Source organism: Amycolatopsis sp. NPDC005003, assembly GCF_053600695.1.
In genome coordinates, this window is record NZ_JBSGAI010000062.1 from 22,015 (window position 1) to 48,498 (window position 26,484).

Here is a 26,484-nt window from a genome sequence, read left to right on the forward strand (position 1 = left end):
TGACCGCCCGGCTCCCCGGCTACCCCTCGGCCGACAGCTGGAACTCGACGCCGCCGAGGTCCTCGTCACCGGCCGACTGGGAGACGCGGACGACGAAGTCCGTGCCCGCCGCCGCTTCCGCCGCCGTGAACGTCACCGCCGTCTCCAAGCGCTCCCCCGGCTGGATCGGCAGGCCCTGCAAGGCCGCCTGCCGGCCGCCGGTGAATTCAACCTGCGTCTCCCCCACCGGACGCACGCCGGTGCCCTTCTGGCCGCTCTGGCGCCAGCGCTCGGCCAGCTCCTTGCCGAGGTCGACGACCACCTTGCCGGGACCGCCCGCGAACGGCTTGCCGGGCTGGGTGAAGAGCAGGTCGGTCCGGGTGGCCCGGTCCGCGGCCGGGTTGCCGAGCGTGAACGGGTGGGTCACCGGCTTGCCCGGCGTCAGCTGGATCGTGTCCACGTTGTGCCACGCGATGTTGTTGTTGTTCCGCGTGTTGTCCAGCGTGTTCGAGCCGGTCGGCTCGGGGGAGGTCATCGGGTCGGTCGCGGAGATCCACCGGGCGAGCAGGCAGAAGTGGCCCGGACCGGGCACCGACGGCCACTTGATCGCCACCTGGGTGGTGCCCGGCGCCACGGTCACCGTCGGCGAGGACCCGATCGGGGTCCAGTCCATCGGCCACAGCGCCGCCCCGCCCTGCGCGGTGTAGTAGACCTCGACGTGGCCGGTCGACGCGCCGGATCCGCCCGGGCCCGGGTTGTTCAGCGTCACGACCACGTAGCTCGTCCCGCCGACGACCGGGGTGGTCGCCGCGCACGGCGGCGGTGTCGCGCACACCTTGATGTCCGGGCTCGTCCAGATCGGGTTCAGGCCGTGCGGCGCGACGCCGGTGTCGGCCGGCGCGTCCTTGATGAACACGTCGGTCTTGCGGCAGTTCTTGAGCGCGTCGAGGATCGCCGCGCCCGCACCCGCGCCGCTGGCCGGGGTCGCCGTGTACGTGCCGCCGGTGGTGGTGGCGTAGTCCTGCATGATCGGCGAGATGCCGGGCAGCGCGGTCGTCTGGACGTAGACGGCCGAAACCTTGATGCCCTTGGTCGCCGCCTCCACCGCCCGCTGGTGGGCGTTGGCCTGGTCGGCCGCGGTGAAGGTGTCGTCGAAGCCACCCGGGTGGGCGTCGGTCACCAGGATGACCATCTTCGTCGCGTGGGACCGCCAGGTCCCGGAGAAGTCGCCGGTCTGCGGGCGCCCGGTGGCGGGCAGGTTGTTGACGGCGGTGTTGACCGCTTCGTCGGACGCTTCGGGCTCTCCGGCGCCGCCCGCCGCGGTCAGCGCGGTGATCTGCGGGCTGACCGCGGCCAGGTTGAGCGGCGCGAGGTCGGTCCGCACCGTCACGTCGTCCTTGAACGTCACGAGGCCGAGCTGGTAGTCGTTGCCGGAATTGGCTTGCACGGCCGTGGCGATGTTGCCCAGCTCGCTCTTGATGTTGGTCAGCGCCGGGCCCATGCTGCCGGTGTCGTCGACGACGAACGTGACGTCGAGCGGCCCGCACCGCGAGTTGGGCGCCGGCGCGACGGCCGCCGCCGCGGGGACCACGGGCAGGAACGCGGCCGCGGCGGCGAACGCGAGCGCGGCGGTCAACGGTCTGCGGCGCCGAGGCCGCGATCTGGTGCTCATCCGGTTTCCCCTCACACGAATCGGAACAGGAACTGGCGGACCGAGCGTCACCGCGACCGGTTGTGAACCGGTTGTCGCGGCCGCCGCGGATCGGCTGGTTGGCTGTTTTCGCCCTCCTCCGTGCTGGTTACGCTCGCTGAGCGGTCGTGCCGCGCGGGAAGGAGCTGGGGTGTCCCAACCCGGTGAGCTGCGTGTGCTGGGGCCGGTCGAAGCGGTCGGCCCGGCCGGACCCGCGACCCTGCACGGGACGCGGCAGCGGGTCGTGCTCGGGGTGCTGGCGCTGCACGCGGGCACCGTGCTGCCGATCCCGCGGCTGGTCGACGTCCTGTGGGGCGAAGACCCGCCGCGCACCGCGGTCAAGACGCTGCACAGCCACGTCGCGCGGCTGCGCCAGGCGCTGGAAGGCTGCGGGTTCCCGGGCGTCCTGGTCACCCGCGAGCCGGGCTACCTGCTGACCGTCCCGCCGGGGACGGTCGACGCGTACCGCTTCGAGCAGCAGGTCCGCGCGGGCGCGGCCGACCTCGCGGCCGGCGCCGTCGAGCGGGCGGCGACCACCCTGCGCGCGGCGGTCACCCTTTGGCGCGGGGACGCCTTCGCCGACGCGGCGCCGTCCGGCTGGGGCCGGCGCGAGGTCGACCGGCTGCACGAACTGCGGCTGGGCGCGATGGAAGACCTCTGGGACGCCGAACTGCGGCTGGGCCACCACGAACAGGCCGTCCACGAGCTGCCCCGGCTGCTCGCCGCCGCCCCGACCCGGGAACGGCTGACCGGGCTGCACATGCTCGCGCTCTACCGTTGCGGGCGGCACACCGACGCGCTCGACGCCTTCCAGCGGCTGCGGCGGCGGCTCGCCGACGAGCTCGGCGTCGACCCCGGCCCCGAACTCCTGGCCCGGCACACGGCGATCCTGCGGCGGGACCCCGCCCTGGACCTCCGCCCGGCCGTGACCGGGCCCTCGCAGCTGCCCGCGGGCGTCGGGTACTTCACCGGACGCGAAGCCGAACTCGCGGCGCTCGACGCCGTGCTCGACGAGCCGGAACGGCCGGTGGTGGTGCTCTCCGGCGCGGCGGGCATGGGCAAGACCGCGCTGGCGCTGCACTGGGCGCACCGGGTCGCGGCCCGCTTCCCGGACGGCCGGCTGTTCCTCGACCTGCGCGGCGAGGACCCGGACGAGCCGCTGCCGGGTCCCCTGGCGCTGACGCACCTGCTGCGCGGTCTCGACGTGCCCGAAGAGAACATCCCGGGCGACCAGGCCGGACGGGCCGCGCTGTACCGGTCGCTGCTGCACGGACGCCGGTGCCTGGTCGTGGTGGACAACGTCGCCGGCCTCGAGGACGTCCTGCCGCTGATCCCGGGCACCGGCCCGGCCCTGCTGGTCGTCACCAGCCGGCAGCACCTCGCCGCGCTGGGCACCCGCCACGCCGTGCGCCCGATCGCCCTGGACGCCTTCGGGCACGCCGAGTCCGTCGCGCTGCTGGACCGGGTGCTGGGCGCCGAGCGGGTGCGGCGCGAGCGGGGCCCGGCCGCGCGGGTGGCGCGGCTGTGCGGCGGGATGCCGCTGGCGTTGCGCATCGCGGCCGCTCGGCTGGTGGGCGCGCCCAGGCGGCCGATCGCCGAGCTCGCCGCCGAGCTGGCCGGCGCCGGACGGCTGGAAACCCTGGCGGTGGAAGGGGATTCCCGCACGGTCCGGGCGGTGTTCGCCACGGCCTACCGGCCGCTGGCCGCCGCGCAGGCCCGGTTCTTCCGCCGGGCCGCCCTCGGGCCCGGGGCCACGTTCAGCGCCGCGCTCGGTGCCGCGCTCTGCGAAGTGCCGGGCGCCGACGGCGACCGCGCCGCGGCCGGGCTCGCCGCCGCGCACCTCGTCACGGCGGCCGGCGCGGGCCGGTTCCGGTTCCACGACCTGATCCGCGAGTTCGCGCGGCAGTGCGCGCGGGCCGACGAGCCGCCGGCCGCCCGTGCGGAGATCGCCGACCGGCTCGTCGACTGGTACCTGGTGGCCGCGGCGGCGGCGAACCGGGCCATCGACCCGAACCGCGACCTGGTCACGCCGTCACCGCGGTTCCCCGCGCCGGACGTGCCGGTCGGCACCGACCGGCACGCCGCGCTGACCTTCCTCACCGCCGAGCGCGACAACCTGCTGCCCGTCGTGCGGTTCGCCCGCGAACACGGCCGCGCCGAGGCCGCGTGGCAGCTGACGTACCTGCTCACCAGCTTCTACGACACGGCCGGGCACTGGCACACCCGCGTCGAGCTGTGCCGCGAGGGCGCCGCCGCCGCGACCGGGCTCGGCGACCCCCTGGCCGAGGCGGAAATGCTGCGAGCGCTGGGCGTCGCGTATTTCATGACCCGGCGGCTGCCGGAGGCCCTGGAAACCAACGCGGCCGCGCTGCGGACGGCTCAGGCCGCCGGGGACGTCCAGGGCGAGGGGCACATCCACAACAACACCGCCAACGCCTACGCCGAACTGCGCCGCTTCGACGAAGCCATCGCCGCGCACCGGCTCGCGGTGGCCCGCAACGCCGCGGCCGGCAACGACCTCGGGCACGCGCTGTCCCAGCGCAACCTCGGCCACACCTACGTCCGGATGGGCCGCGCCGAGGAAAGCCTGGCCCCGCTGACGGCGGCGCTGACGACGTTCCGCGCCCTGGGCAACGCCCGGCTGGAAGCCGCCACGCTCGACACGCTCGGCGAAGCTCACCTGCAGCGCGGGGACCACGGGGCGGCGCTGGCGCACCTCCGTGCGGCGCTCGCGGTCAGCCGGGTGCTCGGCGACCGCTGGCTGGAGTGGGAGTCGCTGCTCGACACCGGCCGGGTCCACCTGGACCGAGGCGACTTCGCCACCGCGTCGGACCACTTCGGGCAGGCCCTCGACCTCAGCCGCGACGTCGGCGACCGGCACGGCGAGGCGGCCGCGCTGGAGCACCTCGGGCGGGCCCGGCTCGGGGCGGGCGACCTGGCCGCCGCGCGCGAGCACCTGGAACGGGCGCTGGCCGTGCGGGCCACGGTGCCCGACGGCTACGAGCAGGCGCACCTGCACCGCGACCTCGGCGACCTGGAGGCGCGGCTCGGCCGGCCCGCGGAAGCGGCCCGGCAGTGGGCCGCGGCCGCCGCGTTGTACTCCCAGGCCAACGCGACGGCCGAGGCCCGCGAGCTGGCTAACCGCCGGGCTTGATCGTCACCTCCGTCCGCGCGTTCCCCAGCGTGCCCGCCGACGGGGCGAACAGCTCCAGCACGAACCGGGACTCGGCCTGGCCGGGATTGCCGTCCAGCAGCTTGACGACCGCGCTGCCGCCGGACGCGCCGGCCGGGATCGTCACCAAGGCGTCCTTGACCGGCACGTACGCCGGTTCGCCGGTGCCGAGGGCCGAGGTCCGGTAGTGCACGGTGACCGGCGCCTTGGCCGGGCCGCCGCCGATCCCCACCCCGACCGTGCAGACGTGCCAGCAGATCTTGCCGCCGTCGGTGGAGACCACGATCGGGAGCGCGACGGCCCCGTCGTCGTCGAGGATCCCGCCCACGGCCGAATCGTCGGCCGGCACCAGCCCGACCGGATCGAACAGGCGCAGCAGGAACGGCTCGTCCGGCTCCCCGGCGGCGTCCTTGACGACCTGGACGGCGACGGTGCGCGAGCTGAAGTCACCGGCCCAGCTCAGCTGTCCCTCGACGGGGACGTAGTCGGCCGGGCCGGTCGCGCCGGGCGAGCCGTCCTCGGTCCGGTAGGAGACCGACCCGGTCGGCGCGCACCCCGCGGCCGCCGTGACGGACACGGTGAACGCGAAGGTGGTGTAGGCCGGGCTGCGCTCCCCGAAGGCCGGGGTGCCCTCGTAGAGCGTCCGGTCGGCGACCGCCACCGAAGCGGGCCCGCAGCCATGGGCCACCGCGCCCGCGGGCACCGCCGTTCCCAGGCCGAGCAGGAGCACGACCAGTGCGAGCACCGCTGTTCTCATCGGAGTCCCCCTTGCGTCCGGGCCCGCGGTGGAGCGCGCCACCCGGCATGCCTACCGCGCCCCGGTTGCAACTGGGTTGTGACCGGGCGCGGGGTTGTATGCGCGAGGACGCCCATACCGGCGGATCGACCGTCCTGGCGATCCCGGCCCGGGACTTCGCTGTCCTCGAACTCGCCCGGCACCAAGCCGCCGACCCCGGATCGCCGCGGAAACCCTCGCCACCCCGATCGGCTGATCCGGGCATCCGCCGTGCCGGAGCCGGCTCGATGGACGCCGTGTCGTCGTGGGCAGTTCGTCTGTCAGGATGCCGAGATGCCACCTCGTGCGCATGTGGTCGATCCCGGTGATCTCGCCCGCTGGTGCCGGGAGCAGTTGGGCAGCTCGCCGGTGGAAGAAATATTCCGGTCCGGGCACTTGTCCGCGGTTTTCGGGCTCCGGCTGGCCGATGGCCGTGGTGTCGTGGTCAAGGTTCGTCCGGCCGCGCCGCGGCTGGTGGGGTGTGTCGAGGTCCAGCGTCGCCTGTTCCGGGCCGGTTACCCCTGCCCCGAGCCGCTCACCGGCGTCGCTCCCTTCGGGGACGACGTCGCCACCGCGGAGGTCTGGGTCCCCGGCGGCGCCGTGCTGCCGAGCGCCGACCGCGCGGCCGCCGCCTTCGCCGGGGCGTTCGCGCGGCTGATCCGGCTGGCCCCCAGTCCCGTCGAGATGCCCCCGCTCACGCCGCCACCGTCGTGGGCGGCCTGGAACCACGCCGGGGACGGCCTGTGGCCGCGGTCGGAGGACGCCGATGCCGACCTCGACGAGGTGCGCGGCGCGGAGTGGATCGACGACGCCGGACGTCGTGCTCGCGACCGGTTGCGGATCGGCGGCACCGGCGGTGTGATCGGCCACTGCGACTGGCTGGCAGGCAACCTGCGCTGGAGCGAAGACGCGCTGCTGGTGGCGCACGACTGGGACAGTGTGATCGTGGACGGCGAAGACGTCCTCGCCGGTTTCGCCGCCGCGCTGTACTCGACCGTCGACGCGGACAAGCTCGCCACCGTCGAGGACACACGGCGATTCCTCGTCGCGTACGGCCATGCGCGTGGCCGGGACCTCGGCACCGACGAACTGCACCGCGCGTGGGCGGCCGGCGTGTAGACCAGGGCCTACGACGCCAAGTTCCAGCACGCGGCCGGGCAGCCCGTCACCTCGCTGTCGGAGGACGAGGCCCGCGAACGCCTCCGTCGTGCCGGCGCCTAGTGAAGAGCGTCACGGGCCGTTGAACGTGCGCTCCCGGGTCCGGCCGTCGGCGCTGTCGCCGAAGAGGCGGGCGTCCTGACCGGGCGCGTGATCCGCGGCCTTCGGGGCCGGAGGCGCCTGCAGTTGTTCCGTGCGCAGGCGCGGCAAAGCGTACGGATGGGCCCGGCGGACCCACTGCACGAGCTGTTCGCGGACCAGGCAGCGCAGGTCGAACAGCGTCGGCGCGTCGGCCGCGCTCACCAGCGCACGCACCCGGATCAGGGTGTTGACCGCGTCGGTCACCTGCAGCACGCTGACCCGGCCGTCCCAGAGGTCGGTGTCACCGAGGATCCGGCGGAGCTCCTCGCGCATCTCCTCCACCGGGACCGACCAGTCCAGATCCAGCTCCACCGTGCCGAGGAGCGCCGCTTCCCGGCGGGTCCAGTTCTCGAACGGCTGGGACATGAAGTAGGAGGTGGGCATCACGAGCCGGCGGTCGTCCCACAGGTGGATCACCAGGTACGTCAACGTGATGTCCTCGATGCGGCCCCACTCGTTCTCCACGATCACCACGTCGTCGAGCCGGATCGCGTCGCTGAACGCGATCTGGATCCCGGCGAACACGTTGCCGAGCAGGGATTGCGCGGCGAGCGCCGCCACCGCGCCCACCACGCCGGCCGAGGCGAGCAGGCTGGTGCCCGCGGCGCGCGCCGCCGGGAAGGTCATCAGCATCGCGCCGAACGCGAGCAGCGCGACCCCGGCCACGGTGATCCGGCGGACCAGGGTGACCTGCGTCTGCAAGCGGCGGGCGTGCCGGTTGTCCGGGACGTCGACCCGCAGCCTCGACAGCGCGGCCCGCTCGGCCGACGTGAGGACCCCGGCGACGAGCCACCCGCCGACCCCGATCAGCGCCAACCCCAGCCCGTGGGTCACCGGCCCCCGCCAGGGCCCGTCCGGGAGGCCGAACGTGCACGCGCTGCGCACCGCGACCACCCCGGCGAACCACAGGAACGGCCGATGGGCGTGCACCGTCAACTCGGCCAGGACCGCGGAACGCCGTCCCAGCCGCCGGATCACCCGCCGGAAGAGGTGCTCGGCGATGAGGAAGAGACCGAACGCCGACGCCGCGACGACCACCGCGGACACCAGCCGTCCCCATCCGTCGGACACACTTCTCCCTCCTGCGCACCTCCTGTTCCTCATACCCACAGCCGTCACGTGCTGACACAGTGGCCGTTCTCACAGCCGCGGAGAGGCGCCTGAGCACCGACCGGGCAGGGCTTTGCCGCCCGGCCGCGAGCCCGGTGCGGATCAGTTCCGGTTCCACTGCTGGTTGGCGCCGTGGTTGCAGGTCCAGACGATCACCTTGGTGCCGTTGGCCGTTCCGGCACCGGACGCGTCCAGGCACAGTCCGCTTTGGACGTTCGTGATCGTGCCGTCGGCGTTGGCGGTCCACTGCTGGGCCGTCCCGCCGGCACAGTCGCCGATGACCGCCTTCGCGCCCGGCGAGGTACCGTCGGCGCCGAGGCACTTGCTGCCGTAGACCTGCAGCTGCTTGCCGGCGGTGGTCTTCCACCGCTGGTTGTCGCCGCTGTTGCAGTCCCACAGCGCCACCTGCGTGCCGTTCGACTGGGCCTGGCCCGGCACGTCCAGGCACCGGCCGGCGTTGGCGTTGACCAGCCGGGACGTCTCCGGGGGCGGCTGCGTCCCGCCCGGCGGGCCGAGCGGGCAGCTCGCCTGGTACTTCGAGATCCCCCGCAGGTCGGACAGGGAGGGGCACAGGAACGACGAGTACCGGGTGTCGGCGTCCATGAACACCTTCAGCCACACCATCATCACCCGGGCGAAGGCGCCGGAATTGCCGCCACCGCCGCCGGCGGCGAAGCCGTGGCCTTCACCGGCGATCTCCGGGTAGGCGCGCTGGGTGGTCGCCGGGATGGTGGCGTAGGCGCTCGCGAGGTACGACGGGGTGACCGTGGTGTCGGTCTGGCCGCCGAACAGCACGGTGGGGATCCTGATGCCGGACAGGTTTCCGTTGGGCACGTACGGGGCCATGCCGACGGCGGTCAGCAGCGATGGCCGGCGCGTACCGGCGACCAGTGCGCCACCGCCGCCCATCGAGTGGCCTCCCACCGCCAACCGGTTCCGGTCGACCCGGTCCCGCACCGGGCTGCTCGTCACCAGCCAGTCCAGCGCGGCGAGCAGCTGGTCCGCGCGGGCGTCGGCGTAGTCGTCGAGGCTGTTCGTCTCGATGCCGACCACGACGAACCCGAAGGAGGCCAGCCGCGGGCCCAGCCACGCGTACCACCGCCACTCCGTGCCGTAGCCCGGCGCGATCGCGATGGCGCCGAAGGTGCCGGCGGTCGTGTCCGTCGGGTAGTACACGACCCCGCCGCCGAGACCGTTGCCCTTGGGCACGGTCGTCTGCGCCGTGGCGAACGTGCCGCGGTCCGCCGCGACACCGGCCGGAGTGGGATCCGGTCCCCGCTGGTAAGGGTTGTCGGCCGCCGACGCGGCGGTCGTCAGCCCGAGCACGACCCCGAGCACGGCCAGGAGCACAGCGCCGCGTCGCCACATGCCGGTGCCCTCCCTCTCGCGCGAGCCGGTCACCGCGCGGCCGTGGCCGAGCCCGGGCCGGTCCACTTCTGGTTCTGGCCGCCGCTGCAGGTGCCCAGCCGCACGGCGGTCCCGTTGGCGGTCGAGCCGGCCGCGACCTCCAGGCAGAGCCCGGACTGGGTGCCGGTGACCGTGCCGTCGGCGTTGCTCCGCCACTTCTGGTTGGTCCCGCCGTGGCACGCCCAGATGATCACCGCCGTGCCCGCGCTGGTGCCGCCCCCTTCGGCGTCGAGGCAGCGCAGCGTGTCTCCGGAGTAGACGGTCAGTTCGGCGGCGTCCGTCGCGGTCCACGTCTGGTTCGCCCCGCCGTTGCAGTCCCACAGCTGCAACCGGGTGCCCTGCGTCGTCGACCGGGCCGGCACGTCGAGACACCGCCCGGCGGCGGCCGAGCGCACCGGACCGCTGCGGGTTGTGGTGCCGCCGCCGTTGTCGAGGCCGAGGAAGGAAATCGCGTACGCGAGCATCCCGGCCTGCGGCAGGGTGTGCCCGGTGCCCGCGATGACGACGCCTTCCACGGTGGCGCGGGTGCCGATGTCGCCGTAGCGGGTCCGCGTCCAGGACGCCTGCGGGTGGTCGGTGAAGGACGGTGTCGTGGTCAGCGAGTGCAGGGCGGTCCACTGCTTCAGCTCTTCACCGAAGTTGCGGTACGCCAGGGTGGTGTCCTGGTCACCGTGCCACAGCTGCATCCTCGGGTAGGCGCCGGTGTAGCCGGGGTACATGGCGTGGGCCTGGTCGGCCCACTGCTGCGCCGTCTTGACGACGTTCCCGCCGGCGCACTGGCTGTTCCACAGCGAGCCATCCGTGGTCGCGAAGCACTCGGCGGGCACGCCGGAGTACGCGGACCCGGCGGAGAACACGTCGGGGTACTCGGCGGCCAGGACGTTCGTCATCATGGCCCCCGAAGAGAAGCCGCTGACCACGATGCGGCCCGGGTCCACGTTGTAGCGCTGGCGCGCCCAGGCCACCATCGACATGATGCCGGTGGAGTCACTGCCGCCGTTGCGGGTCAGGCCCGCCTTCGTCGACACGTCGAAGCAGTGCCCGTCGCGGGTGGCCTCGGGCACGACGATGACGTAGCCGTACCGGTCGGCCGCCGTCGCGAAGTCGTGCCCGTTGCCGTTGAAGATCCCGCCGGCCGAACCACCGCAGTAGTGCACCAGCACGAGCAGCGCCGGTTTCGCCGCCACCGCGTCGGGCACGTACACGTACATGCCGAGGTTGGTCGGGTTGGCACCGAAGTCGGTGACTCTGGTCAAGGTGGCGGCCGCGGCCGTACCGGTGGTCAGGAACGTGACGGCCAGAGGCAGCATCAGAATTAGCGCCAGCAGCCCGCGGATCACCCGTTTCATCGCTTCCTCCGCCGTCGTCGCCGGAGCCACTGCTCGGCGGATCGCCGGAAGCGGCCTTCTCGGGTCAGGTCCGACTCGCGATTTCGGACGGGCTGGGGTAATCCCCTTCAGGAATGCGGCTGCTGTGCGCCGTGAATTCGTCCGATTGCCGAACCAGAGAGACGGGATTCACGATAAGAGCGCCCGACGGCGAGGTCAATGATCACTCGATCCGCCGGTGAAAGTTACTTTCCCGGCCCGATTCCGTGCCCAGCCGAATTCGGGTCGCAGTGGTACCGGGTCCGGCGTGGTCCGCCGCGCGGTCCGGGGAATGAGGCTGACCGACGACCTCGGGCCGGTTTCCGGGCAAGGGTGGGGTCACCGACCAGTCACGGCTTTGGCGGGGACCAGGTAAGGCCGCTTCCCCTTGACCCCGGCCGGAAACAGCAGGGCCAGCTGCTCACCGGTCCCCGCCACCCGTACCTCCCGGCGCGGCCGGTCGGCCAGCTGGGCAACGCCGTACGCGTGCGCGGCGCGGGCCTCGATGGTGGGGCCGTCACGGTAGCTGATCCGCAGGTCCGGCGGGCGGTGGTCGGCGGCGGTCAGGCGCCGGTGCGGGGCGATCGTGACCTCCGCCGGGTACCAGCCCGTGCGGCGGGCGGCGGCCAGGCGCCGGGCCCAGCTGATCCGGCGGAGCACCGCGACCGGGACCAGCACGACCCCGGCGATGAGCATCCAGATGCCGACACTGGCCGTGGCCCGGTCCTCGTTGGGTTCCTCGGCGGTGCGGACCCGGGCCGGCCGGCCGGGGTCGGTCGCGACCAGGACGTGGTCGCCGACCGCGTAACGGCGGTCGGAAGTCTTATTGATCCAAACCCGCTTCCGGACGCCACCGATCACGTAACCGACTTCGATGTACGTCCAGGTCCTCGGCTGCCGGACGGCGAGAACGGTGCCGTCACTGTGCACGCCCGTGCGCAGCAACAGGTCGGCGGCCCGGTCCTGCGCGTTCTGCACCGCGAAGAATCCCCCGACCAGGGCCGCGGCGGCCAGCAGCGCGAACGTCCAGCGCCGCCCGCCGGCCCGCAGCCGCCGCAGTCCCGGCGCGGCGGCCTCCGGATCCGGAGGGCCGGCGGGCAACCCCCGGTCGCGCTCGGCGACAACGGGCCCGGCCGACGGCGAGAGCGGTGGTGAAGAAGCCGATAGACGACGCCGAGCCGGTCTGCCGAACGCGTGCTCCCCAGTCGCCATCGCGCCATCGTAGAACGGTTTCCGGCCGCGGAACGCCGCCCGTGACGCAACCGGGACGCCCACCGGTCAAGCAGCTGGTGCGGTGTTCCAGAACGACGCCCACGGATCGATGGGCACCACGTCCGTGATCCGTCCGCGGTCGTCGAGCAGGCAGCCCATTCGCTTGGCGGCACGAAGTGTCACGGCACGGTCGGTGAGCGTGAGGGCGGGGAGTTTCCCGGCGAGTTCCGCTTCCAGGCGCTGGACGTCGCCGAGGGAGCGCAGCCACAGGGTCAGCACGAGGTTGTCCGCTCCGGTGGTGGCCGCGCACAGGCGGACTTCCGGCAGGCCGGTCAACGCGGTGGCGGTCCGGTCCAGTTCGTCCGGTGGTACGCGGGCCCAGAACGTCGCGGCCACCGGCCATCCGGTGATGGGCTGGGCGACCTCGCAGCGCAGGGACAGCAGTCCGCCGTCGATCATCTCGGTGAGGCGGCGGCGGACGGTGGAGCCGCTTTTCCCCGTGCGGGCCGCGATGTCGGCCGCCGGGCTTCGGCCGTCCGCCATGGCGCGCAGCACGGCCCGGTGGTGGTCCTTCCACACGGGCCGGTTGGCGGTCGCCGGTGGGGCGTACCCCGGCCGCTTCGGGGACAGCGCATCGAGCCGCCAGTGGTTGCCCTCGCCGTAGACGGTGGTGATCGCGTGGGTGCGCGTCCCGCGCACTCCCGGAAGGTGCTGGAGCTTTTCGAGAACGAGCCGGGACAGCGTCACCAGATCGGGAGTCAGCACGGTGAGGAACAGGTCCCGGCCGCTGCTGACGATCGAGATCGAGGCGATCTGCGGGACCCGGGACAGCACCGCCACGGCGTGCGCCCGGGCGGTCGGCTCGAGATCCAGTTCGACGAACGCGTTGCAGTGGTCCTTCGCCCACAGCCGGACTTCGGGATAGGCGGTGACCCGGGCGGATCCGGCGTCGACGAGTGCCTGCCAGCGCCGCGTCGCGGTACCGGGGTCGACGCCGAGCACCTGGCCGATCTCGTGCCACGTCGCGCGGGGTGCGGCCTGCAGCGCGTGCACGAGCTTGAGGTCCAGCTCGTCCGGGATGAGCACATCCTGCATACACGACCGTCCAGGTGAGCGAAATCGGGGATTTGGCCCGTCATCGTGGCATCCGCCGCGATTCTCGGCAAGCACCCCCGCGATGCCCGAGGAGGCCGCCCGATGTCCGTGCTCGAAGACGCCACCGCGATCCGCGACGATCTGATCCGGCTACGCCGCCGGCTGCACGCCGAACCCGAAATCGGCCTGCACCTGCCACGTACTCAGGAAAAGGTGCTCACCGCGCTCGACGGGCTGCCGCTGGAGGTGTCGCTCGGCAAAGCGCTGAGCTCCGTGACCGCGGTGCTGCGGGCGAACCGGGCAGGCCCGGTCGTGTTGCTGCGCGCGGACATGGACGCGCTGCCCGTGCAGGAGCGCACCGGCCTCGACTACGCCTCCCGCGTCGACGGGGTCATGCACGCCTGCGGGCACGACCTGCACACCGCCATGCTGGCCGGCGCCGCCCAGCTGCTCGTGGCGAGGCGGGACGAGCTGCCCGGAGACGTGGTCTTCATGTTCCAGCCCGGCGAAGAGGGCTGGGACGGCTCGGCCGCGATGATCGCCGAAGGCGTGCTGGACGCCGCGGGAAAGCCACCGGACGCGGCGTACGCGCTGCACGTGTTCAGTGCCGCGGTGCCGCACGGCGTGTTCACGGCCCGCCCCGGCACCACCATGGCGGCCTCCGACGGGCTCGAAGTCACCGTCGTCGGCTCCGGCGGGCACGGCGCCCGGCCGCACCGCGCGCACGACCCGGTCCCGGTGATCTGCGAGATCGTCACGGCCCTGCAGACCCTGGTCACCCGCCAAGCCGACATCTTCGACCCGGTGGTCCTGACCGTGGGCTCGCTGCACGCCGGAACGCGGCGCAACGTCATCCCGGACACGGCGAGGTTCGAAGCGACCGTGCGCACGTTCTCCGCGGCCGCCAAAGCCCGGTTCGCAGACGCCGCCGTCACCTTGGCCGAGTCCATCGCCAGGGCGCACGGCCTGCGAGCCGAGGTGACCTACCTCGACGGATATCCCCTGACCGTCAACGACCCGCGCGAGACGGCGTTCGCCGCCGGCACCATCGGCGAGGTTCTCGGCGGGCACCGGTTCCACCACCGGGCCGATCCGCTGCCGGGCGGGGAGGACTTTTCCCGCGTCCTGCAACGGATCCCCGGCGCCTTCGTCCTGCTCGGCGCGGGCGACGGCACCACGGACAACCATTCCCCGCGCGCCGAGTTCGACGACTCGGTCCTGCCGGACGGCGCCGCCGTGCTCGCGGAACTGGCCCTGCGCCGAGGACGGAGCACGCTGTCGTGATCGTGCTGGGACTGGTGCTGGCCGGTGGCACCGCCCTGGTGATCGCCGGAATCGCCCAAGGCCGACCCGGCACGGCGATCTTCGGTGGCGTCGTGCTGGCTTTCCTCCTGTGGGGTCTCGCCGCCGGCGGCCCCGGCGATGACGACGACTGCGGAGAGGCCTAACCACGCCGTCGGTCTCAGCGTTTTCACGGCGCCGTCACGGAAAGGTTCGGCGCCGTCCGTCGTGTGGAAGGTTTCGTGGACGACCCGCTGACCCGGCGCCGCCTGTTCGGGGCGGCGCTGGGCGCGTGTCAGCGGCGTTGACGGTGATCGCCTCGGCGGTCCGCGCCGGGCCGGCCAGGCAGCGGCCGGGCGAAGTCGAGGCGCTCACCGGCCTGGCCGCCGCCGGTTGCCAGGCGGAACCCGCCGAAGAGGCCGTTGTCCTCGCCCGGCGCAGGCAAGCCCTTGCGGGCGACGAGCGTGGGAAGCGTGAGCACCTGCGCTCGGCACGCGACGGGTTCGCGGAACGTGACGCGGTCGCCGGGATCGCACGAACGTGTGGGTCCCGATCCGCCGGTGGGTGGGTTACATTGAGCGCCCGACGAGAGGGGGATGTGTGGCCGTGTTCAGCCGGGCGTTCCACGGGCGCCGCGAGCAAGACGCCGCCCTGCCGCCGGGTCAGTACCTCACCGAGGACTTCCCCGTCCTCTCGGCCGGGCCGACCCCGCCGGTGCCGACCGGCGACTGGTCGTTCACGATCACCGCCGAGAGCGGCGAGCGGCATTCCTGGACCTGGGCCGAGCTGATGGCGCTGCCCGCCGAGGAGCCGACCGTCGACATCCACTGCGTCACCCGCTGGTCGAAGCTCGGCACGACGTGGCGCGGGGTGTCGCTCGACGTGCTGCTCGAGAACGTCGAGACCGCCGCGGATTACGTGCTGGCGCACAGCCACGGCGGCTACACCACCAACCTGCCGCTGGAGGACGTGCTCGACGGCAAGGCCTGGCTCGCCTTCGAGTTCGAGGGCGAGCCCTTGGAGCCGGTGCACGGCGGGCCCGTCCGGCTGCTCGTGCCGCACCTGTACTTCTGGAAGTCGGCCAAGTGGATCAGCGGGCTGCGGCTGCTGCTCGACGACCAGCCCGGGTTCTGGGAAGAGCTCGGCTACCACAACTACGGAGACCCGTGGCGGGAACAGCGCTACGACGGCGACTAGGCCACCGCCGGCTGACCGCCCGGCTCGTCGGGATCCGCGACGAGACGGCCACCGCGCGCACCCTCAGGTTCGCCGTGCCGGGTTGGCCGGGACACCTCGCCGGGCAGCACGCCGACCTCCGGCTGACGGCCGAGGACGGCTACACCGCGCAGCGCAGCTACTCGCTGTCCGCCCCCGCCGACGGCGAGTTCGTCGAGCTGACCGTGCAGCTGGTCCCCGACGGCGAGGTCTCGCCGTACCTCGTGCGCGACATCGAGGTCGGGGACGTCGTCGAGCTGCTCGGCCCGCTCGGCGGCTGGTTCGTGTGGCGGCCGGAGCAACCCGGCCCGGTGCTGCTGGTCGGCGGCGGTTCGGGGATCGCCCCGCTGATGGCCATGCTGCGCGCCCGCCCGGCGGCGAGCCCGCCGTTCCGGCTGCTCTACTCGGTCCGGACCCCGGCGGACACCTACTTCGCCGGCGAGCTGGGCGGGCCGGAGGTGACCGTGTTGTACACGCGGGAGGCGCCGGACGGCGTCGAGCGCAAGCCGCACCGGATCGACGCGGCGGACCTGGCGGCGCACGGGCTGCCGGCCGCGGACGAGCCGACCTGTTACGTGTGCGGGCCGACGTCGTTCGTCGAAACGGTCACGGGTTTGCTGATCGACGCCGGCCACGACCCGGCTCGCGTCCGCGCCGAACGCTTCGGAGGCTGAGATGACCGACGGACACCTCGACGGCAACGTCCTGGCCGGGCCGCTGAGCAGCGTGTTCACCACCGAGGTGACCACCGCGGTCGCGGCGTGCGCGGGCTGCGGCCGATCCGGCCCCCTCGCCTCGGCACGCGTGTACGGCGCACCGATGGGTTACGTCGCCCGGTGCCCCGGCTGCGACCAGGTCCTGCTCCGCTACGCCGAAGCCCCGGCCGGCACCACGCTCGACATGCGCGGGATCGCCACACTGCGCCTGACCACGCCGGACTGACGCGGCCGTCGCCCCCGAGCGCGCTCGACGTTTCGGGCCGAGGACGGACTGTCCGAACGACGTCAGCCCACCTGGTCGGCTTCCCGGCGTTCGTGGCGGAGAGACTCCTCGAGGGCCAGCGCCGGGTTCACGACGAGCTCGCCGGCCAGCGCGGCCCGCACCGTCAGGTATTCGCGCACCGCGCCGACATCGTGCACCCGCAGTAGGTGGCCGCCGGCGTCCGTGCAGTAGCCGATGGCGGCCAGGGTGCCCGCCAGCCGGCGGTTCGGCCGCCGGTCGGTCAGGGCGCCGATGAAGTCCTTGCGGGACACCGCCATGAGGAGCGGCCGGCCCAGTGCGTGCAGGTCGCTCAGGTGCCGCAGGACCTCGACGGTCTGGCTCGGGGTCTTCGAAAAGTCCGGGCCCGGGTCGAGGATCAGGGCTTCCTCGGGCACTCCGCGGTCCATCGCGAGCTTCATCCGGTCCGCGAGGAACGTGACGACGTCGTCGGTGATGTCCCGGTACAGCCCGGGATCCTGCAGGCGTTGTTTCGGGGCGGCACGGGTGTGCATCAGGACGAGGGCCGCGCCCGTCCTCGCGCACACGTCCGCCAGCCTCGGATCGCGCAGCCCGCTGACGTCGTTGACCAGGACCGCGCCGGCCGCGATGGCCGCTTCGGCGACCTCGGGCTTGTAGGTGTCCACGGAGACCAGGGCGCCCAGCTCACGGGTGATCCGCTCGATCACCGGCACCACCCGGTCGATCTCCTCCCGCACGGCGACTGCGGGCACGTTGGTGATCGCGGACTCGCCGCCGACGTCGATGAGGTCCGCGCCTTCGTCGAGCAGCCTCGCCGCGTGGGCGAGCTGGGCGTCGGCGGTGCCGACCAGCGCGCCGTCGGAGAACGACTCCGGTGAGGCGTTGACGACGCCCATCAGCCACGGCCGGCCGCCCAGCTCGAGCGTGCGGCCGGCCGCCGGGACCGCGAACCGGCGGATCATCAGCCGGCCCCGGACGCTTCGAACGACGTCGAGACGCTCACGTGCTCCCAGGCGTCGAGTTCGCGGCCGATCTCGGCGAGCTTGCCGCGGACCGCCCGGTGCGCGTCGGCCCCCAGCGGCAGCCGCAGCGGCGGGTCGGCCGCCTCGACGGCGGTGATGATGGCGGCGGCACCCCGCGCCGGGTCTCCCGGCTGCAGGCCGTCGAAGCGCCGCATCGTGCCGGCGAGCTCGTCGACCGAGGCGTACTCGGCCACGCGCCGCTCGGCCCGGCGCAGGCCCTTCCCCATCCAGTTGGTGCGGAACCCGCCGGGTTCGACGACCGTGACGGCGATGCCGAGCGGCTTCAGCTCGGCCATCAGAGCCTCCGACAAACCTTCCAGGGCGAACTTCGACGCGTTGTACAGCCCGAGACCGGCCTGGCCCCGGAACCCCGCGATCGAACTGATGTTGACCAGGTGGCCACCCCCGCGCGCCCGCAGGTGGGGCAGCAGGGCCTGGATCAGGCGGAGCGGGCCGAAGAAGTTGGTGTCCATCTGGTGCCGCAGTTCGTCTTCGCCGATCTCCTCGACGGCTCCGACGAGCCCGTAGCCGGCGTTGTTCACCAGGACGTCGATGTGCCCGGCCAGCCGCACCGCCTCGGCGGCCCGGTCCGCGAGCACGTCCGGCCCGTCGGTGGTGTCGAGTTCCACGGCGAACGCCCGGCCCGGGGCGAGCGCTTCGAAGGCGGCCGACTGGCGCGGGTCGCGCAGCGTTCCGACGACGACGCCCCCGCGGTCGAGGACCTGCTCGGCGAGGGCGCGGCCCAGCCCGCCCGACACGCCCGTGACCAGCCAGTTCCGCGGCCGCGCGTCCGGTGCCATCATCGCCACCTCTTCCCAGCATCAGAATAATTATCTAGCTGAATAGACGATAGAGACGGCACTTCGGGCTGTCAACGGATCCGGCGACGGGCCCGCCCGGCGCCGCGCCCGCGGACCGACCATCCGGTACGATGAGTTGACTCAATCAACTCAAGGGGGAACCGGATGACCGCCGCTCCACGAACGAGCATCGTGCGCGTCCCCAAAGCGGGCGAGATGATCGCCGCCGACCTGCGGCGCCAGATCGTCCTCGGCGAGCTCGCGAAGGACGACGTCCTGCCGTCGGAGACGGCCTTGATGGAGCAGTACGGCGTGTCGCGGCCGACGCTGCGGGAGGCGTTCCGCATCCTCGAGTCGGAGCAGCTGATCAACATCCGGCGGGGCGCGCGCGGCGGGGCGCGCGTGCTGGTGCCCGACTCCCGGGTGGCCGCCCGCTACGCCGGGCTGCTCCTGCAGTACCGCAAGGCGTCCATCGCCGACGTCTACGAAGCCCGCAGCCTCCTGGAAACCGCCGCCGTGCGCACCCTCGCGGCCAAGCGCACCGCCGCCGACCTGCAGGCGCTGACCGAGCTGGTCGAAAAGGGCGAGACGATCATCGGCAACGCGGTGGGTTACGCCGAACACGACGCGGACTTCCACGAGCTGCTGGTGAAGCTGTCGGGCAACGACACGCTCGACGTGCTCGCCGGGATGCTCTTCCACCTCATCGACGCCCACCACCGCGCCTACGCGGCCACCCAGGACGACGTGCCCGCGTTCGCCTCGGCCAAGGTGGTCCAGCGGGCGCACGTGAAGCTGCTGGACCTGATCCAGGCGAAGGACGCCGAGGGGGCCACGGAGTTCTGGCGCAAGCACCTCAAGCAGGTCAGCAACTACATGACCCGCGGCGAGGTGCCGGAGCTCATCGACATCCTGTCCTGACCCTCACGCCGGGCGGAAGGGCTCGTCCGGCCACCACGGCCAGCCCGGCGGCAGGTCCGTGCTGACCCGCCCGGGGAACTCCGGCGGCCGCTTGGCCAGGAACGACTGGATCCCCTCCACCGCGTCCGGGCCGCCGCCGAGCTCCCCCATCAGCCGCGAGTCGAGCCGGTGCGCGGCCATCGGATGGCCTTCGCCGAGCATCCGCCACATCAGCCGGCGGGACAGCGCGACCGAGACCGGCGCGGTGTTCGCGGCGATCTCGCGCGCGATGCCGACGGCGGCGGGCAGCAGTTCGTCCGGCTCGTGCACGGACCGGACGAGGCCGCCCGCGAGGGCCTCGGCGGCGTCGAAGATCCGGCCGGTGGCCACCCACTCCATCGCGCGTTGCATGCCCACGGCCCGGGGCAGGAACCAGGCCGCCGCCGATTCCGGCACGATGCCGCGGCGGGCGTAGACGAACCCGAACCGGGCGGTGGTGGCGGCGAGCCGGATGTCCATCGGCAGGGTCAGCCCGGCGCCCGCCCCGACCGCCGGGCCGTTGACCGCCGCGATCACCGGCTTGGTGCTCGCGTAGAGCCGCAACGCGACCAGGCCGCCGAGGTCCCGGTGCTCCGCGCCCGCCTCGCGGTGGTCGAACGCGCCACCGCCGGCACCCAGGTCGGCGCCCGCGCAGAAGGCCCGGCCGGCGCCGGTGACGATGATCGCCCGCACCTCGTCGTCGGCATCGGCGGCGTCCAGGACGGCGAGCAGTTCCCGCACCAGGACGGGCGTGATCGCGTTGAGCCGGGCGGGCCGGTCGAGGGTGACCGTGAGGACACCGGCGTCGAGCGCGGTCAGCAGGGTCTCGTAGCCGGGCACGGGCTCAGACGCCGAGCGCCGCGAGCAGCCGCTCGTGGTACGCCGCGGGTCCGCCGAAGAGCAGCTGGGCGGACTTGGCGCGGCGGAAGTGCAGGTGTGCCGGGTGCTCCCAGGTGAAGCCGATCCCGCCGTGCACCTGGATGTTCTCCATGGCGGCGAACAGGTAGGCCCGGGAACAGCAGGCGTGCGCCGCCGCCGCGGCCGCCGGCAGCCCGGCGGGGTCCTCGTCGTGCAGCCGGGCGGCTTCACGGGCCGCCGCCTCGGCCAGCTCGACGTGCACCAGCATGTCCGCGCACTTGTGCTTGACCGCCTGGAACGAGCCGATCGGCCGGCCGAACTGGTGGCGGGTCCGGGCGTACCCGGCGGCGGTCTGCAGCACCCGGCGCGCTCCCCCGGCCTGTTCGGCCGCGAGGCAGACGGACGCGATGTCGAGCACCGGTCCGAAGACGCACTCCCCGGCGCCGTCCTCGCCCACCCTCGTCGCCGGTGCGGCCTCGAAGGTGACCTGCGCCTGCGCGCGCGTGGCGTCCAGCGAACGCAGGGCCTCGGCACGCACCCCCGGCGCCTGCCGATCGACCGCGAACAGCGAAAGGCCCACGCCGGCCCGGGCCACCACCAGCAGCAGGTCGGCCGTGGTCCCGTCGATCACGAAGCTCTTCCGCCCGGTCAGCGACCACCGGCCGGGCGAAGTCTCCTCCGCCACCGTGGTGACCCGGCGGGCGCCCCACGAGCCGTCGGCTTCGGTCACCGCCAAAGCCGCGGTCGTCGTGCCCGCCGCGATCTCCGGCAGGTACCGCGCGCAGGCGACGTCGTCACCGGCCGCCAGGAGCGTGGTGGCGGCCAGGACGACGGAGGAGAAGAACGGCGCACACAGCAGGGCGCGGCCCATCTCTTCCAGGACGACACCGAGCTCCACCAGCCCGAAGCCGTCGCCGCCGTAGGCCTCCGGAATGGCGAGACCGGCCAGCCCCAGTTCGCCGGACAGCTGGGCCCAGACCTTGGGGTCGAACGGCGCTCCGGACTCCGTCAGCTCCCGCGCGGCCTCCTCGCCCGAAACCGCCTCGAGGAAGCCGCGCACGGTCGCGCGCAACGCGTCGAGGTCTTCCTGCGAAGTCGCTGTCGTCACGACCGGCCTCCCTGGTCCGCCACGGAATGGCGCAGCTCGCGAAACGGCGACCGGGTGTCGATCCCCGGTTCCTTCGGCAGGCCGAGCACCCGTTCCGCGAGGATGTTCTTCATGATTTCCTCGGTGCCGCCGAGGATCCGCAACGCGGGGGTGGCCAGCAGCAGCTCGGTCCAGGCGAAGGTCCCCCACTCGCCGGTGTCGGCGACCACCCGCTGGCCCAGCACGTCCGCGGCGAGGTGCGCGGCCTTGGTGAGGTTCTGCGCGTACATCAGCTTGGACACCGACATCTCCGGGCCGGGCGCGACCCCGGCCCGCATCCGGCGGATCGCCCGCGCGTTGAGCTGCGCGGTGGCGGTCAGGTCGACGAGCAGTTCGGCCAGCCGGGCGCGCAGCGCGCCGTCGCCTTCGTGGCCGGCCGCCCGCATCAGTGCGGCGAGCCGGTCCGGTGTGAGGGCCGCGCTCACCGCGCCGACGCCTTCGTTGCCGACCGTCGCCCGCTCGTTCATCAGGGTGGTCAGCGCGACCGTCCACCCTCCGTCGACCTCGCCGAGCCGGTGGTCGTCGGGCACCCGGACGTCGGTCAGGAAGACCTCGTTGAAGTCGGCGCCGCCGGTCATCTGGCGCAGCGGCCGGACCTCGACACCCGGTGCGTCCATCGGCACCAGGAACGCGGTGATTCCGCGGTGCTTGGGCGCGTCGAGGTTCGTCCGGGCCAGGGCGAGGCAGATCTGGCTGAGGTGCGCGACCGACGTCCACACTTTCTGTCCGTTGAGGACCCAGTCGGCGCCGTCACGCACCGCGCTGGTGCGCACGGCGGCGAGGTCGGACCCCGCCCCGGGCTCGCTGAACAGCTGGCAGGCGATGGCGTCACCGCGGTACATCGCGGGCAGCCAGCGGTCCTTCACGTGCTGCTGCGCGTGGGCCAGGATGGTCGGGCCGACCATCCCGAGCCCGACCACACCGATCGTGCCGGTGTCCGGCACGTCGTATTCCGCCTCGACCGCGTCGTAGAGCATGTCGTGGACCGCGGTCAGGCCCCGGCCGCCGTACTCGGGCGGCCCGGTGATCCAGCCGAACCCGTTTTCGTACCGGGTCCGCTGCCAGGCCCGCGCGCGGTCCACCGCGGCCCGTTCGACGTCCGGCGGGTCGGCGCTGAAGTAGGCCACCCGGTCGTCGCCGTCACCCCAGCGGAACGCCGCGGGCTCGGGCCGTCGCCCGGCGTGCGCGTCGAGGAACCGCCGGACCTCGTCGACGAAGTCCACTTCTCGCTGCATCGGCAGACCTTATCATTAATAGGTAGATAATTACACTATCCCTCGTCGCTGACCCAGCGGACGAGCCGCTGCAGCGGGTAGAAGCCGTCGTGCGGCAGCCCGGCCTCGACGACCGGCACGTCCCCGAGCGTCACGATGCGCTGGGCGCCCGCCGCGGCGAGCGCGTCCCGCAGCGCCTCCTTGCGGGACGCCGGGTGGACGCCGACGCTCTGCGTGGCGACGTTGATCCGGCCCAGCGCGTCCTCGAGGCTGTCCACCGGAACGACGTTCGCCACCTTGCCCTCCGGGTGGAAGTCGACCGGGTCCTCGGTGCGCACCACCAGGCCGTGACCTTCGTAGCCGCCGAACACGCGGGCGTAGGGCGCCAGGTCCCGCAGCGCCTCCACCTCGGCGCGGATCTCGGCGGGCACCGGGTTCCCCACCGCCGACCCGAGCTTGCGGGCGACGCCGAGCCGCGGCAGCAGCGCGGCGGCGAACCGGTCGGCGTCCTCCGCACTGCCTTCGACGTACTGGAACCGGCTAGCCGCGCACGCCTGCTGGTCCATCAGCATGATGTCCCGCGCGGCGGCCTCCGCGGCTTCGGCCAGCGCCGCGGCGGAAGCGAACGCCTCGCGCCCGATCAGGGAAACCGACGTCTTCGGATCGAACGACACCAGCTCGAACCCGGGCCCCACGTACGCGCGGGCGCTGCGCAACGACGCCTCGCCACCCCATGCGGCGAGCTTGTCGAAGAACTGCGGCCGGAACAGCAGCGACTCCACCTCGGCGTCCCCGCCGCGCCAGTAGGCGGCCGAGCACGAGCGGGTGGTCGGGTGGCCGGGCGCCACCGCGTGCAGGCCGGCCAGCAGCAGGCTGGTCGAGTAGAGGTCGTTGGACGGCAGCTTGAACAGGTTGACGCCCTTGGTCAGCGCCGCCCGCACCAGCGAAACCGCGCCGACACCGGGGGCGTTGCCCGCGAGCACGTGGACCACGCGCGCCGGGAACGCGCGGACCCGGACGGTGCGGCCGGACGGCGGGCCGGGGATCGTCCGCCAGCCGTCGAGGACGTCGGCGCCCCCGAGCTCCTGCTCGATCATGAACTCCATCGCGCGGCGGCTGAACGTCCGGCTCAGCGACGCGTACGCCTCGGTGAGCACCCCGGCCGGCAGCGGGTTCGTCCGCCGGGCGGCGGCGAGCGCGTCGGCCACCAGGCCGTCCGGGTCGCGGTCCAGCCAGGAACCGAGTTCTTCCAGGAGGTCCATGATCTCGGCGACCGGGGTGCCGAACGCCGGTCCCGGTTCGGTGCGCGGCCAGACCAGCGCGTCGAGGTCCAGCGCGGGCGTGACGAAGCGGTTCGCCCCGCTGCCGAAAGACCGCTCGTCACCGCTGACCGGCACGCCACGCTGCACGTGCCACACCCGGTTCGGCGCATCCGTCCCGATGGTGGTCATGAGGCCAGCGCTCCCCGGATGTAGCCGTCGATGGTGCCGGCGCACCCGATCGTGTCGTCGGTGGTCGGGTAGCGCGTGATGGTGTCGAGGATCGTCGGACCGGGCCGGCCGCAGAGGCAGTGCTCGCCGGTGTCGAACTGCACCCGGTCACTGGTGATCGTGCCACTCCAGCGGCCGGTGATGGCGAAGTCGACGAACGCGAACCGGCCTTCGACCACCTGCCCGCTGACGTCTTCGGTGTTCAGCAGCGTTTCGCCGGCCTGGTCGAGCACGAGCGGCAGCAGCCCCGGCGGGATGTGGTAGCGCAGCTTCTCGCACCGGTTCATCAGCTGGAACATTTCGGTCATCCCGTAGGTCCCGGTGCGGATCACCTCGCCGTAGAACTGCGCGACCTGCTCCTGGTAGTCGTCCGGCAGGGCGACGTTCTTGATCCCGCCGCCCGCGCTGACGATCGTCTCGGCGTGGAAGGCGCCGTCCGGGATACCCCGCTCCCGGGCGCGGTCGCGGACCAGCAGGTGCTGCGCCCAGGTGCCGGAGATGCTCAGCTTCTCGTTCCGCCGATCCAGCAGGCGATCGATGAACGCGTCGATGCCGGGGTACATCGCCGCGCTGCGGGCCTGCTGCTGCCGTTCGAAGGCGGCGATCTCGCCGGGCGTGGCCAGGCCGTCCGCCATCCGGCGGCGCATGGCCGCGAGGCGGCTGATGTCGGTCAGGCGCAAGCGTTCGTCGGTGAGGAAGAAACTGTTGTCCGGGGTGGACCACAGGCTCGCCCCGAGGTTCGCCGCGTCCGTGGCGCTGTTCACGCCGACGTGCGGGCCCAGCCAGAAGTAGCTGCGGGAGCCGTCCGCGCGGGCGAAGGGCCAGCCGAGCTGACGGGCGAAGGCCTCCACCTTGCGCGCGCGGTCTTCGGCGCTGTGCCGCAGGAACGAGCACTTACCCGTGGTGCCACTGGTGGCGATCACGAAGTGGCCGTTGTCCCGCAGCCGGTCGACCCACTCGTCCTCGTCGGTGACGCCGTCGAAGTCGACGCCGGTGACGTCATCCGTCGACAGGGTGGTCAGCCAGCGCGCCAAATCCTTCCAGCGCTTCTTTTCCACGAAGCTCGCCGGGTAGGATTTGTAGGTCGAGTGCGGGAACAGCAGCGGCACCAGGTCGCTCTTGCGGGAAATCCGGTCGACACCGGCCTCGCGAGCGCGGCGGTCGAGGATCGGCACCTGCTGCCGCCGCTCGGCGACCACGGCGTCCGCCGCGGCCAGGTGCAGCGGGAGCAGCTCCGCCGCGGGGTACCGGTAAAGCTCCGGCGCCTGCCCCAGTTCGAGCAGTGCGCGGCTGGCCTGGTCCATCGGAAGCCTCCTTGGATCCCGGACGGGTCTCGGCAGGAAGCGTGCTCCGGCGCGGCGGCGGAAACCATGGGCGGAACGGACGGTACCGGCGCCGTTCCGGCCACTTCGGACGGTGAGAGGCGGGCACGGATGCGGCAGCAGGTCTTCATCGTCGCCTTCGAGGGTGTCCTCCTCGGCAGCCTCGGGATGGTTTCGGACGCCATGGCGCTTTCGGACCGCTACCGCGGCCGGGTCTACGGCGGGCACGCGTTCTACCCGTCGAGCACCGAGGTGACCGGCCTGCAGGTGCGGGTGCTGACCCCGACCGGCGACGGCGTGTGCGCGGCGGGCGGTGTCCGGCTGGGCGCCGACGGCCGCATCGGCGGCGACACCATCGCGAAAGCCGTTGTGCTGCCAGCCTTCGAGCGCGACGCGCAGCCGCCTGACCGGGCGGTCGTCCTGCCCTGGCTCAGGCAGCAGCACGCGGGCGGCGCGCTGATCGCGGCGGCGGGCGCGTCCGTGCTGGCGCTGGCCGAGGCGGGGCTGCTGGACGGCGTCGAAGCGGTCGCCGACGAGCGCGTGGCCCGGCGGATCGCGGCGCGGCATCCGGACGTGGTGTTGCTGCCCGGGCTGCCGATGGTGGCCACCGGGAACGTCATCACGGCCGCGACGATGGACGGCGAACAAGAGCTGGTGCGCGAGCTGGTGCGCCGGATCGGCTCGCCGAACCAGCTGGACTGGGTGGACGAAGAACTGGGCCGGCCGGACCCGGTGGCGGACGCGACCGTGAGCCGGTTCCTCCAGCTGGCCCGCGAACGCTATGCCGAACCCCACTCCGTCACGGCGATCGCCGCGCAACTCGGCACGACCGAACGGACCCTGCGCCGCCGGTGCCGCGCGGTGCTGGGCGAAAGCCCGAGCGACGTCCTGCGCCGGCTGCGGCTGGACGCGGCGCGGATCATGCTCAGCCGGTCGTCGATCCCGGTGGAACGGGTGGGTGCGCTGGTCGGCTACACCGACGCGGGTGCGTTTCGGGGCCAGTTCCGCAGGCGGTTCGGCCACTCGCCGTCGGCCGTCCGCCGCGCACCTGCCCCCGGCGGGTCGTGACACCTGGCACATCGCCCGGATCCAGATGATCCCGGAACCCGAGCCGGCCGACGACAACGAGG

24 protein-coding genes are annotated in these 26,484 nt (G+C 73.1%); 9 read left to right on the plus strand and 15 right to left on the minus strand.

Annotated features, from left to right (window positions below; genetic code table 11):
• Window positions 1–19: 19 nt before the first annotated feature.
• Entirely contained in the window at window positions 20–1,651 is a 1,632-nt protein-coding gene (locus ACWED2_RS43230; protein WP_449696317.1) for a vWA domain-containing protein, read from the minus strand.
• 169 nt (window positions 1,652–1,820) lie between these two features.
• On the opposite strand from ACWED2_RS43230, the gene ACWED2_RS43235 reads away from it, so the two are divergent.
• Window positions 1,821–4,823 carry a BTAD domain-containing putative transcriptional regulator gene (locus ACWED2_RS43235; RefSeq protein WP_449696318.1) on the plus strand — a complete coding sequence of 1,001 codons (3,003 nt, stop codon included), beginning with the start codon at window positions 1,821–1,823 and terminating at the stop codon, window positions 4,821–4,823.
• On the opposite strand, the gene ACWED2_RS43240 is transcribed toward ACWED2_RS43235, so the two are convergent.
• Window positions 4,807–5,598 carry a Calx-beta domain-containing protein gene (locus ACWED2_RS43240; protein ID WP_449696319.1) on the minus strand — a complete coding sequence of 264 codons (792 nt, stop codon included), beginning with the start codon at window positions 5,596–5,598 and terminating at the stop codon, window positions 4,807–4,809. The genes ACWED2_RS43235 and ACWED2_RS43240 overlap by 17 nt on opposite strands.
• Window positions 5,599–6,057: 459 nt before the next feature.
• Here ACWED2_RS43240 and ACWED2_RS43245 point away from each other — a divergent pair, with 459 nt between their 5' ends.
• Window positions 6,058–6,735, plus strand: coding sequence for a hypothetical protein (locus ACWED2_RS43245; protein WP_449696320.1), 678 nt, complete (start codon window positions 6,058–6,060; stop codon window positions 6,733–6,735).
• Window positions 6,736–6,846: 111 nt separating this feature from the next.
• Here ACWED2_RS43245 and ACWED2_RS43250 read toward each other — a convergent pair whose 3' ends face one another.
• The 5 genes from ACWED2_RS43250 to ACWED2_RS43270 all read right to left on the minus strand — a co-directional run bounded on the left by ACWED2_RS43250 (window position 6,847) and on the right by ACWED2_RS43270 (window position 13,106).
• Window positions 6,847–7,986 carry a mechanosensitive ion channel family protein gene (locus ACWED2_RS43250; protein WP_449696321.1) on the minus strand — a complete coding sequence of 380 codons (1,140 nt, stop codon included), beginning with the start codon at window positions 7,984–7,986 and terminating at the stop codon, window positions 6,847–6,849.
• A 141-nt stretch (window positions 7,987–8,127) separates the two neighbouring features.
• Complete coding sequence (locus ACWED2_RS43255) at window positions 8,128–9,459, minus strand: poly(ethylene terephthalate) hydrolase family protein (protein WP_449696322.1); 1,332 nt, start codon at window positions 9,457–9,459, stop codon at window positions 8,128–8,130.
• On the minus strand, window positions 9,423–10,781 hold the full coding sequence (locus tag ACWED2_RS43260; protein ID WP_449696323.1) for an extracellular catalytic domain type 1 short-chain-length polyhydroxyalkanoate depolymerase: 1,359 nt from the start codon (window positions 10,779–10,781) through the stop codon (window positions 9,423–9,425). Before ACWED2_RS43260 ends, ACWED2_RS43255 begins: the two co-directional genes overlap by 37 nt.
• A 357-nt stretch (window positions 10,782–11,138) precedes the next feature.
• A complete protein-coding gene (locus ACWED2_RS43265; RefSeq protein ID WP_449696324.1) occupies window positions 11,139–11,900 on the minus strand; it encodes a hypothetical protein in 762 nt (253 codons plus the stop codon).
• 177 nt (window positions 11,901–12,077) lie between these two features.
• Window positions 12,078–13,106 carry an Lrp/AsnC family transcriptional regulator gene (locus tag ACWED2_RS43270; protein ID WP_449696325.1) on the minus strand — a complete coding sequence of 343 codons (1,029 nt, stop codon included), beginning with the start codon at window positions 13,104–13,106 and terminating at the stop codon, window positions 12,078–12,080.
• Between the two features lie 102 nt (window positions 13,107–13,208).
• Here ACWED2_RS43270 and ACWED2_RS43275 point away from each other — a divergent pair, with 102 nt between their 5' ends.
• Together ACWED2_RS43275 and ACWED2_RS43280 are read left to right on the plus strand one after the other, a co-directional pair.
• Window positions 13,209–14,390 (plus strand): M20 metallopeptidase family protein, encoded by a 1,182-nt coding sequence (locus ACWED2_RS43275; RefSeq protein WP_449696326.1) that lies wholly within the window; start codon window positions 13,209–13,211, stop codon window positions 14,388–14,390.
• Entirely contained in the window at window positions 14,387–14,554 is a 168-nt protein-coding gene (locus tag ACWED2_RS43280; protein ID WP_449696327.1) for a hypothetical protein, read from the plus strand. The genes ACWED2_RS43275 and ACWED2_RS43280 overlap by 4 nt, the downstream gene beginning before the upstream one ends.
• A gap of 128 nt (window positions 14,555–14,682) precedes the next feature.
• Here ACWED2_RS43280 and ACWED2_RS43285 read toward each other — a convergent pair whose 3' ends face one another.
• Window positions 14,683–14,868, minus strand: coding sequence for a hypothetical protein (locus ACWED2_RS43285; protein WP_449696328.1), 186 nt, complete (start codon window positions 14,866–14,868; stop codon window positions 14,683–14,685).
• Between the two features lie 119 nt (window positions 14,869–14,987).
• Here ACWED2_RS43285 and ACWED2_RS43290 point away from each other — a divergent pair, with 119 nt between their 5' ends.
• The 3 genes from ACWED2_RS43290 to ACWED2_RS43300 are packed head-to-tail and all read left to right on the plus strand — an operon-like array spanning window position 14,988 to window position 16,544.
• A complete protein-coding gene (locus tag ACWED2_RS43290; RefSeq protein ID WP_449696329.1) occupies window positions 14,988–15,584 on the plus strand; it encodes a sulfite oxidase-like oxidoreductase in 597 nt (198 codons plus the stop codon).
• A complete protein-coding gene (locus ACWED2_RS43295) occupies window positions 15,554–16,276 on the plus strand; it encodes a ferredoxin reductase (protein ID WP_449696330.1) in 723 nt (240 codons plus the stop codon). The genes ACWED2_RS43290 and ACWED2_RS43295 overlap by 31 nt, the downstream gene beginning before the upstream one ends.
• A gap of 1 nt (window position 16,277) precedes the next feature.
• Complete coding sequence (locus ACWED2_RS43300) at window positions 16,278–16,544, plus strand: DUF6510 family protein (RefSeq protein WP_449696331.1); 267 nt, start codon at window positions 16,278–16,280, stop codon at window positions 16,542–16,544.
• Window positions 16,545–16,606: 62 nt separating this feature from the next.
• On the opposite strand, the gene folP is transcribed toward ACWED2_RS43300, so the two are convergent.
• Window positions 16,607–17,524, minus strand: a complete 918-nt coding sequence (folP, locus tag ACWED2_RS43305; RefSeq protein ID WP_449696332.1) for a dihydropteroate synthase — start codon at window positions 17,522–17,524, stop codon at window positions 16,607–16,609.
• Complete coding sequence (locus ACWED2_RS43310; protein WP_449696333.1) at window positions 17,524–18,384, minus strand: oxidoreductase; 861 nt, start codon at window positions 18,382–18,384, stop codon at window positions 17,524–17,526. Before ACWED2_RS43310 ends, folP begins: the two co-directional genes overlap by 1 nt.
• Window positions 18,385–18,549: 165 nt before the next feature.
• On the opposite strand from ACWED2_RS43310, the gene ACWED2_RS43315 reads away from it, so the two are divergent.
• Window positions 18,550–19,305, plus strand: a complete 756-nt coding sequence (locus ACWED2_RS43315) for a FadR/GntR family transcriptional regulator (RefSeq protein ID WP_449696334.1) — start codon at window positions 18,550–18,552, stop codon at window positions 19,303–19,305.
• A 3-nt stretch (window positions 19,306–19,308) separates the two neighbouring features.
• On the opposite strand, the gene ACWED2_RS43320 is transcribed toward ACWED2_RS43315, so the two are convergent.
• From ACWED2_RS43320 to ACWED2_RS43340, 5 genes are read right to left on the minus strand one after another with little or no spacing between them, the layout of a single operon-like run.
• On the minus strand, window positions 19,309–20,163 hold the full coding sequence (locus tag ACWED2_RS43320; protein ID WP_449696335.1) for an enoyl-CoA hydratase-related protein: 855 nt from the start codon (window positions 20,161–20,163) through the stop codon (window positions 19,309–19,311).
• 4 nt (window positions 20,164–20,167) lie between these two features.
• On the minus strand, window positions 20,168–21,289 hold the full coding sequence (locus ACWED2_RS43325) for an acyl-CoA dehydrogenase family protein (protein WP_449696336.1): 1,122 nt from the start codon (window positions 21,287–21,289) through the stop codon (window positions 20,168–20,170).
• On the minus strand, window positions 21,286–22,563 hold the full coding sequence (locus ACWED2_RS43330; protein ID WP_449696337.1) for an acyl-CoA dehydrogenase family protein: 1,278 nt from the start codon (window positions 22,561–22,563) through the stop codon (window positions 21,286–21,288). Before ACWED2_RS43330 ends, ACWED2_RS43325 begins: the two co-directional genes overlap by 4 nt.
• Before the next feature lie 35 nt (window positions 22,564–22,598).
• Window positions 22,599–23,993 (minus strand): acyl-CoA reductase, encoded by a 1,395-nt coding sequence (locus tag ACWED2_RS43335; RefSeq protein WP_449696338.1) that lies wholly within the window; start codon window positions 23,991–23,993, stop codon window positions 22,599–22,601.
• The gene (locus tag ACWED2_RS43340; protein ID WP_449696339.1) at window positions 23,990–25,336 is read right to left on the minus strand and encodes a hypothetical protein; all 1,347 of its coding nucleotides are present in this window, start codon (window positions 25,334–25,336) and stop codon (window positions 23,990–23,992) included. The genes ACWED2_RS43335 and ACWED2_RS43340 overlap by 4 nt, the downstream gene beginning before the upstream one ends.
• Before the next feature lie 129 nt (window positions 25,337–25,465).
• Between ACWED2_RS43340 and ACWED2_RS43345 the strand changes: the two genes are divergently transcribed.
• Entirely contained in the window at window positions 25,466–26,422 is a 957-nt protein-coding gene (locus tag ACWED2_RS43345) for a GlxA family transcriptional regulator (protein ID WP_449696340.1), read from the plus strand.
• The last annotated feature ends 62 nt before the right edge of the window (window positions 26,423–26,484 follow it).

Coding starts and splice junctions, on each gene's coding strand:
- ACWED2_RS43230 (WP_449696317.1), bottom strand. CDS start 1,651: ATGAGCACCAGATCGCGGCCTCGGCGCCGCAGACCGTTGACCGCCGCG.
- ACWED2_RS43240 (WP_449696319.1), bottom strand. CDS start 5,598: ATGAGAACAGCGGTGCTCGCACTGGTCGTGCTCCTGCTCGGCCTGGGA.
- ACWED2_RS43260 (WP_449696323.1), bottom strand. CDS start 10,781: ATGAAACGGGTGATCCGCGGGCTGCTGGCGCTAATTCTGATGCTGCCT.
- ACWED2_RS43270 (WP_449696325.1), bottom strand. CDS start 13,106: ATGCAGGATGTGCTCATCCCGGACGAGCTGGACCTCAAGCTCGTGCAC.
- ACWED2_RS43275 (WP_449696326.1), top strand. CDS start 13,209: ATGTCCGTGCTCGAAGACGCCACCGCGATCCGCGACGATCTGATCCGG.
- ACWED2_RS43300 (WP_449696331.1), top strand. CDS start 16,278: ATGACCGACGGACACCTCGACGGCAACGTCCTGGCCGGGCCGCTGAGC.
- folP (WP_449696332.1), bottom strand. CDS start 17,524: ATGATCCGCCGGTTCGCGGTCCCGGCGGCCGGCCGCACGCTCGAGCTG.
- ACWED2_RS43310 (WP_449696333.1), bottom strand. CDS start 18,384: ATGGCACCGGACGCGCGGCCGCGGAACTGGCTGGTCACGGGCGTGTCG.
- ACWED2_RS43315 (WP_449696334.1), top strand. CDS start 18,550: ATGACCGCCGCTCCACGAACGAGCATCGTGCGCGTCCCCAAAGCGGGC.
- ACWED2_RS43330 (WP_449696337.1), bottom strand. CDS start 22,563: ATGCAGCGAGAAGTGGACTTCGTCGACGAGGTCCGGCGGTTCCTCGAC.
- ACWED2_RS43335 (WP_449696338.1), bottom strand. CDS start 23,993: ATGACCACCATCGGGACGGATGCGCCGAACCGGGTGTGGCACGTGCAG.
- ACWED2_RS43340 (WP_449696339.1), bottom strand. CDS start 25,336: ATGGACCAGGCCAGCCGCGCACTGCTCGAACTGGGGCAGGCGCCGGAG.
- ACWED2_RS43345 (WP_449696340.1), top strand. CDS start 25,466: ATGCGGCAGCAGGTCTTCATCGTCGCCTTCGAGGGTGTCCTCCTCGGC.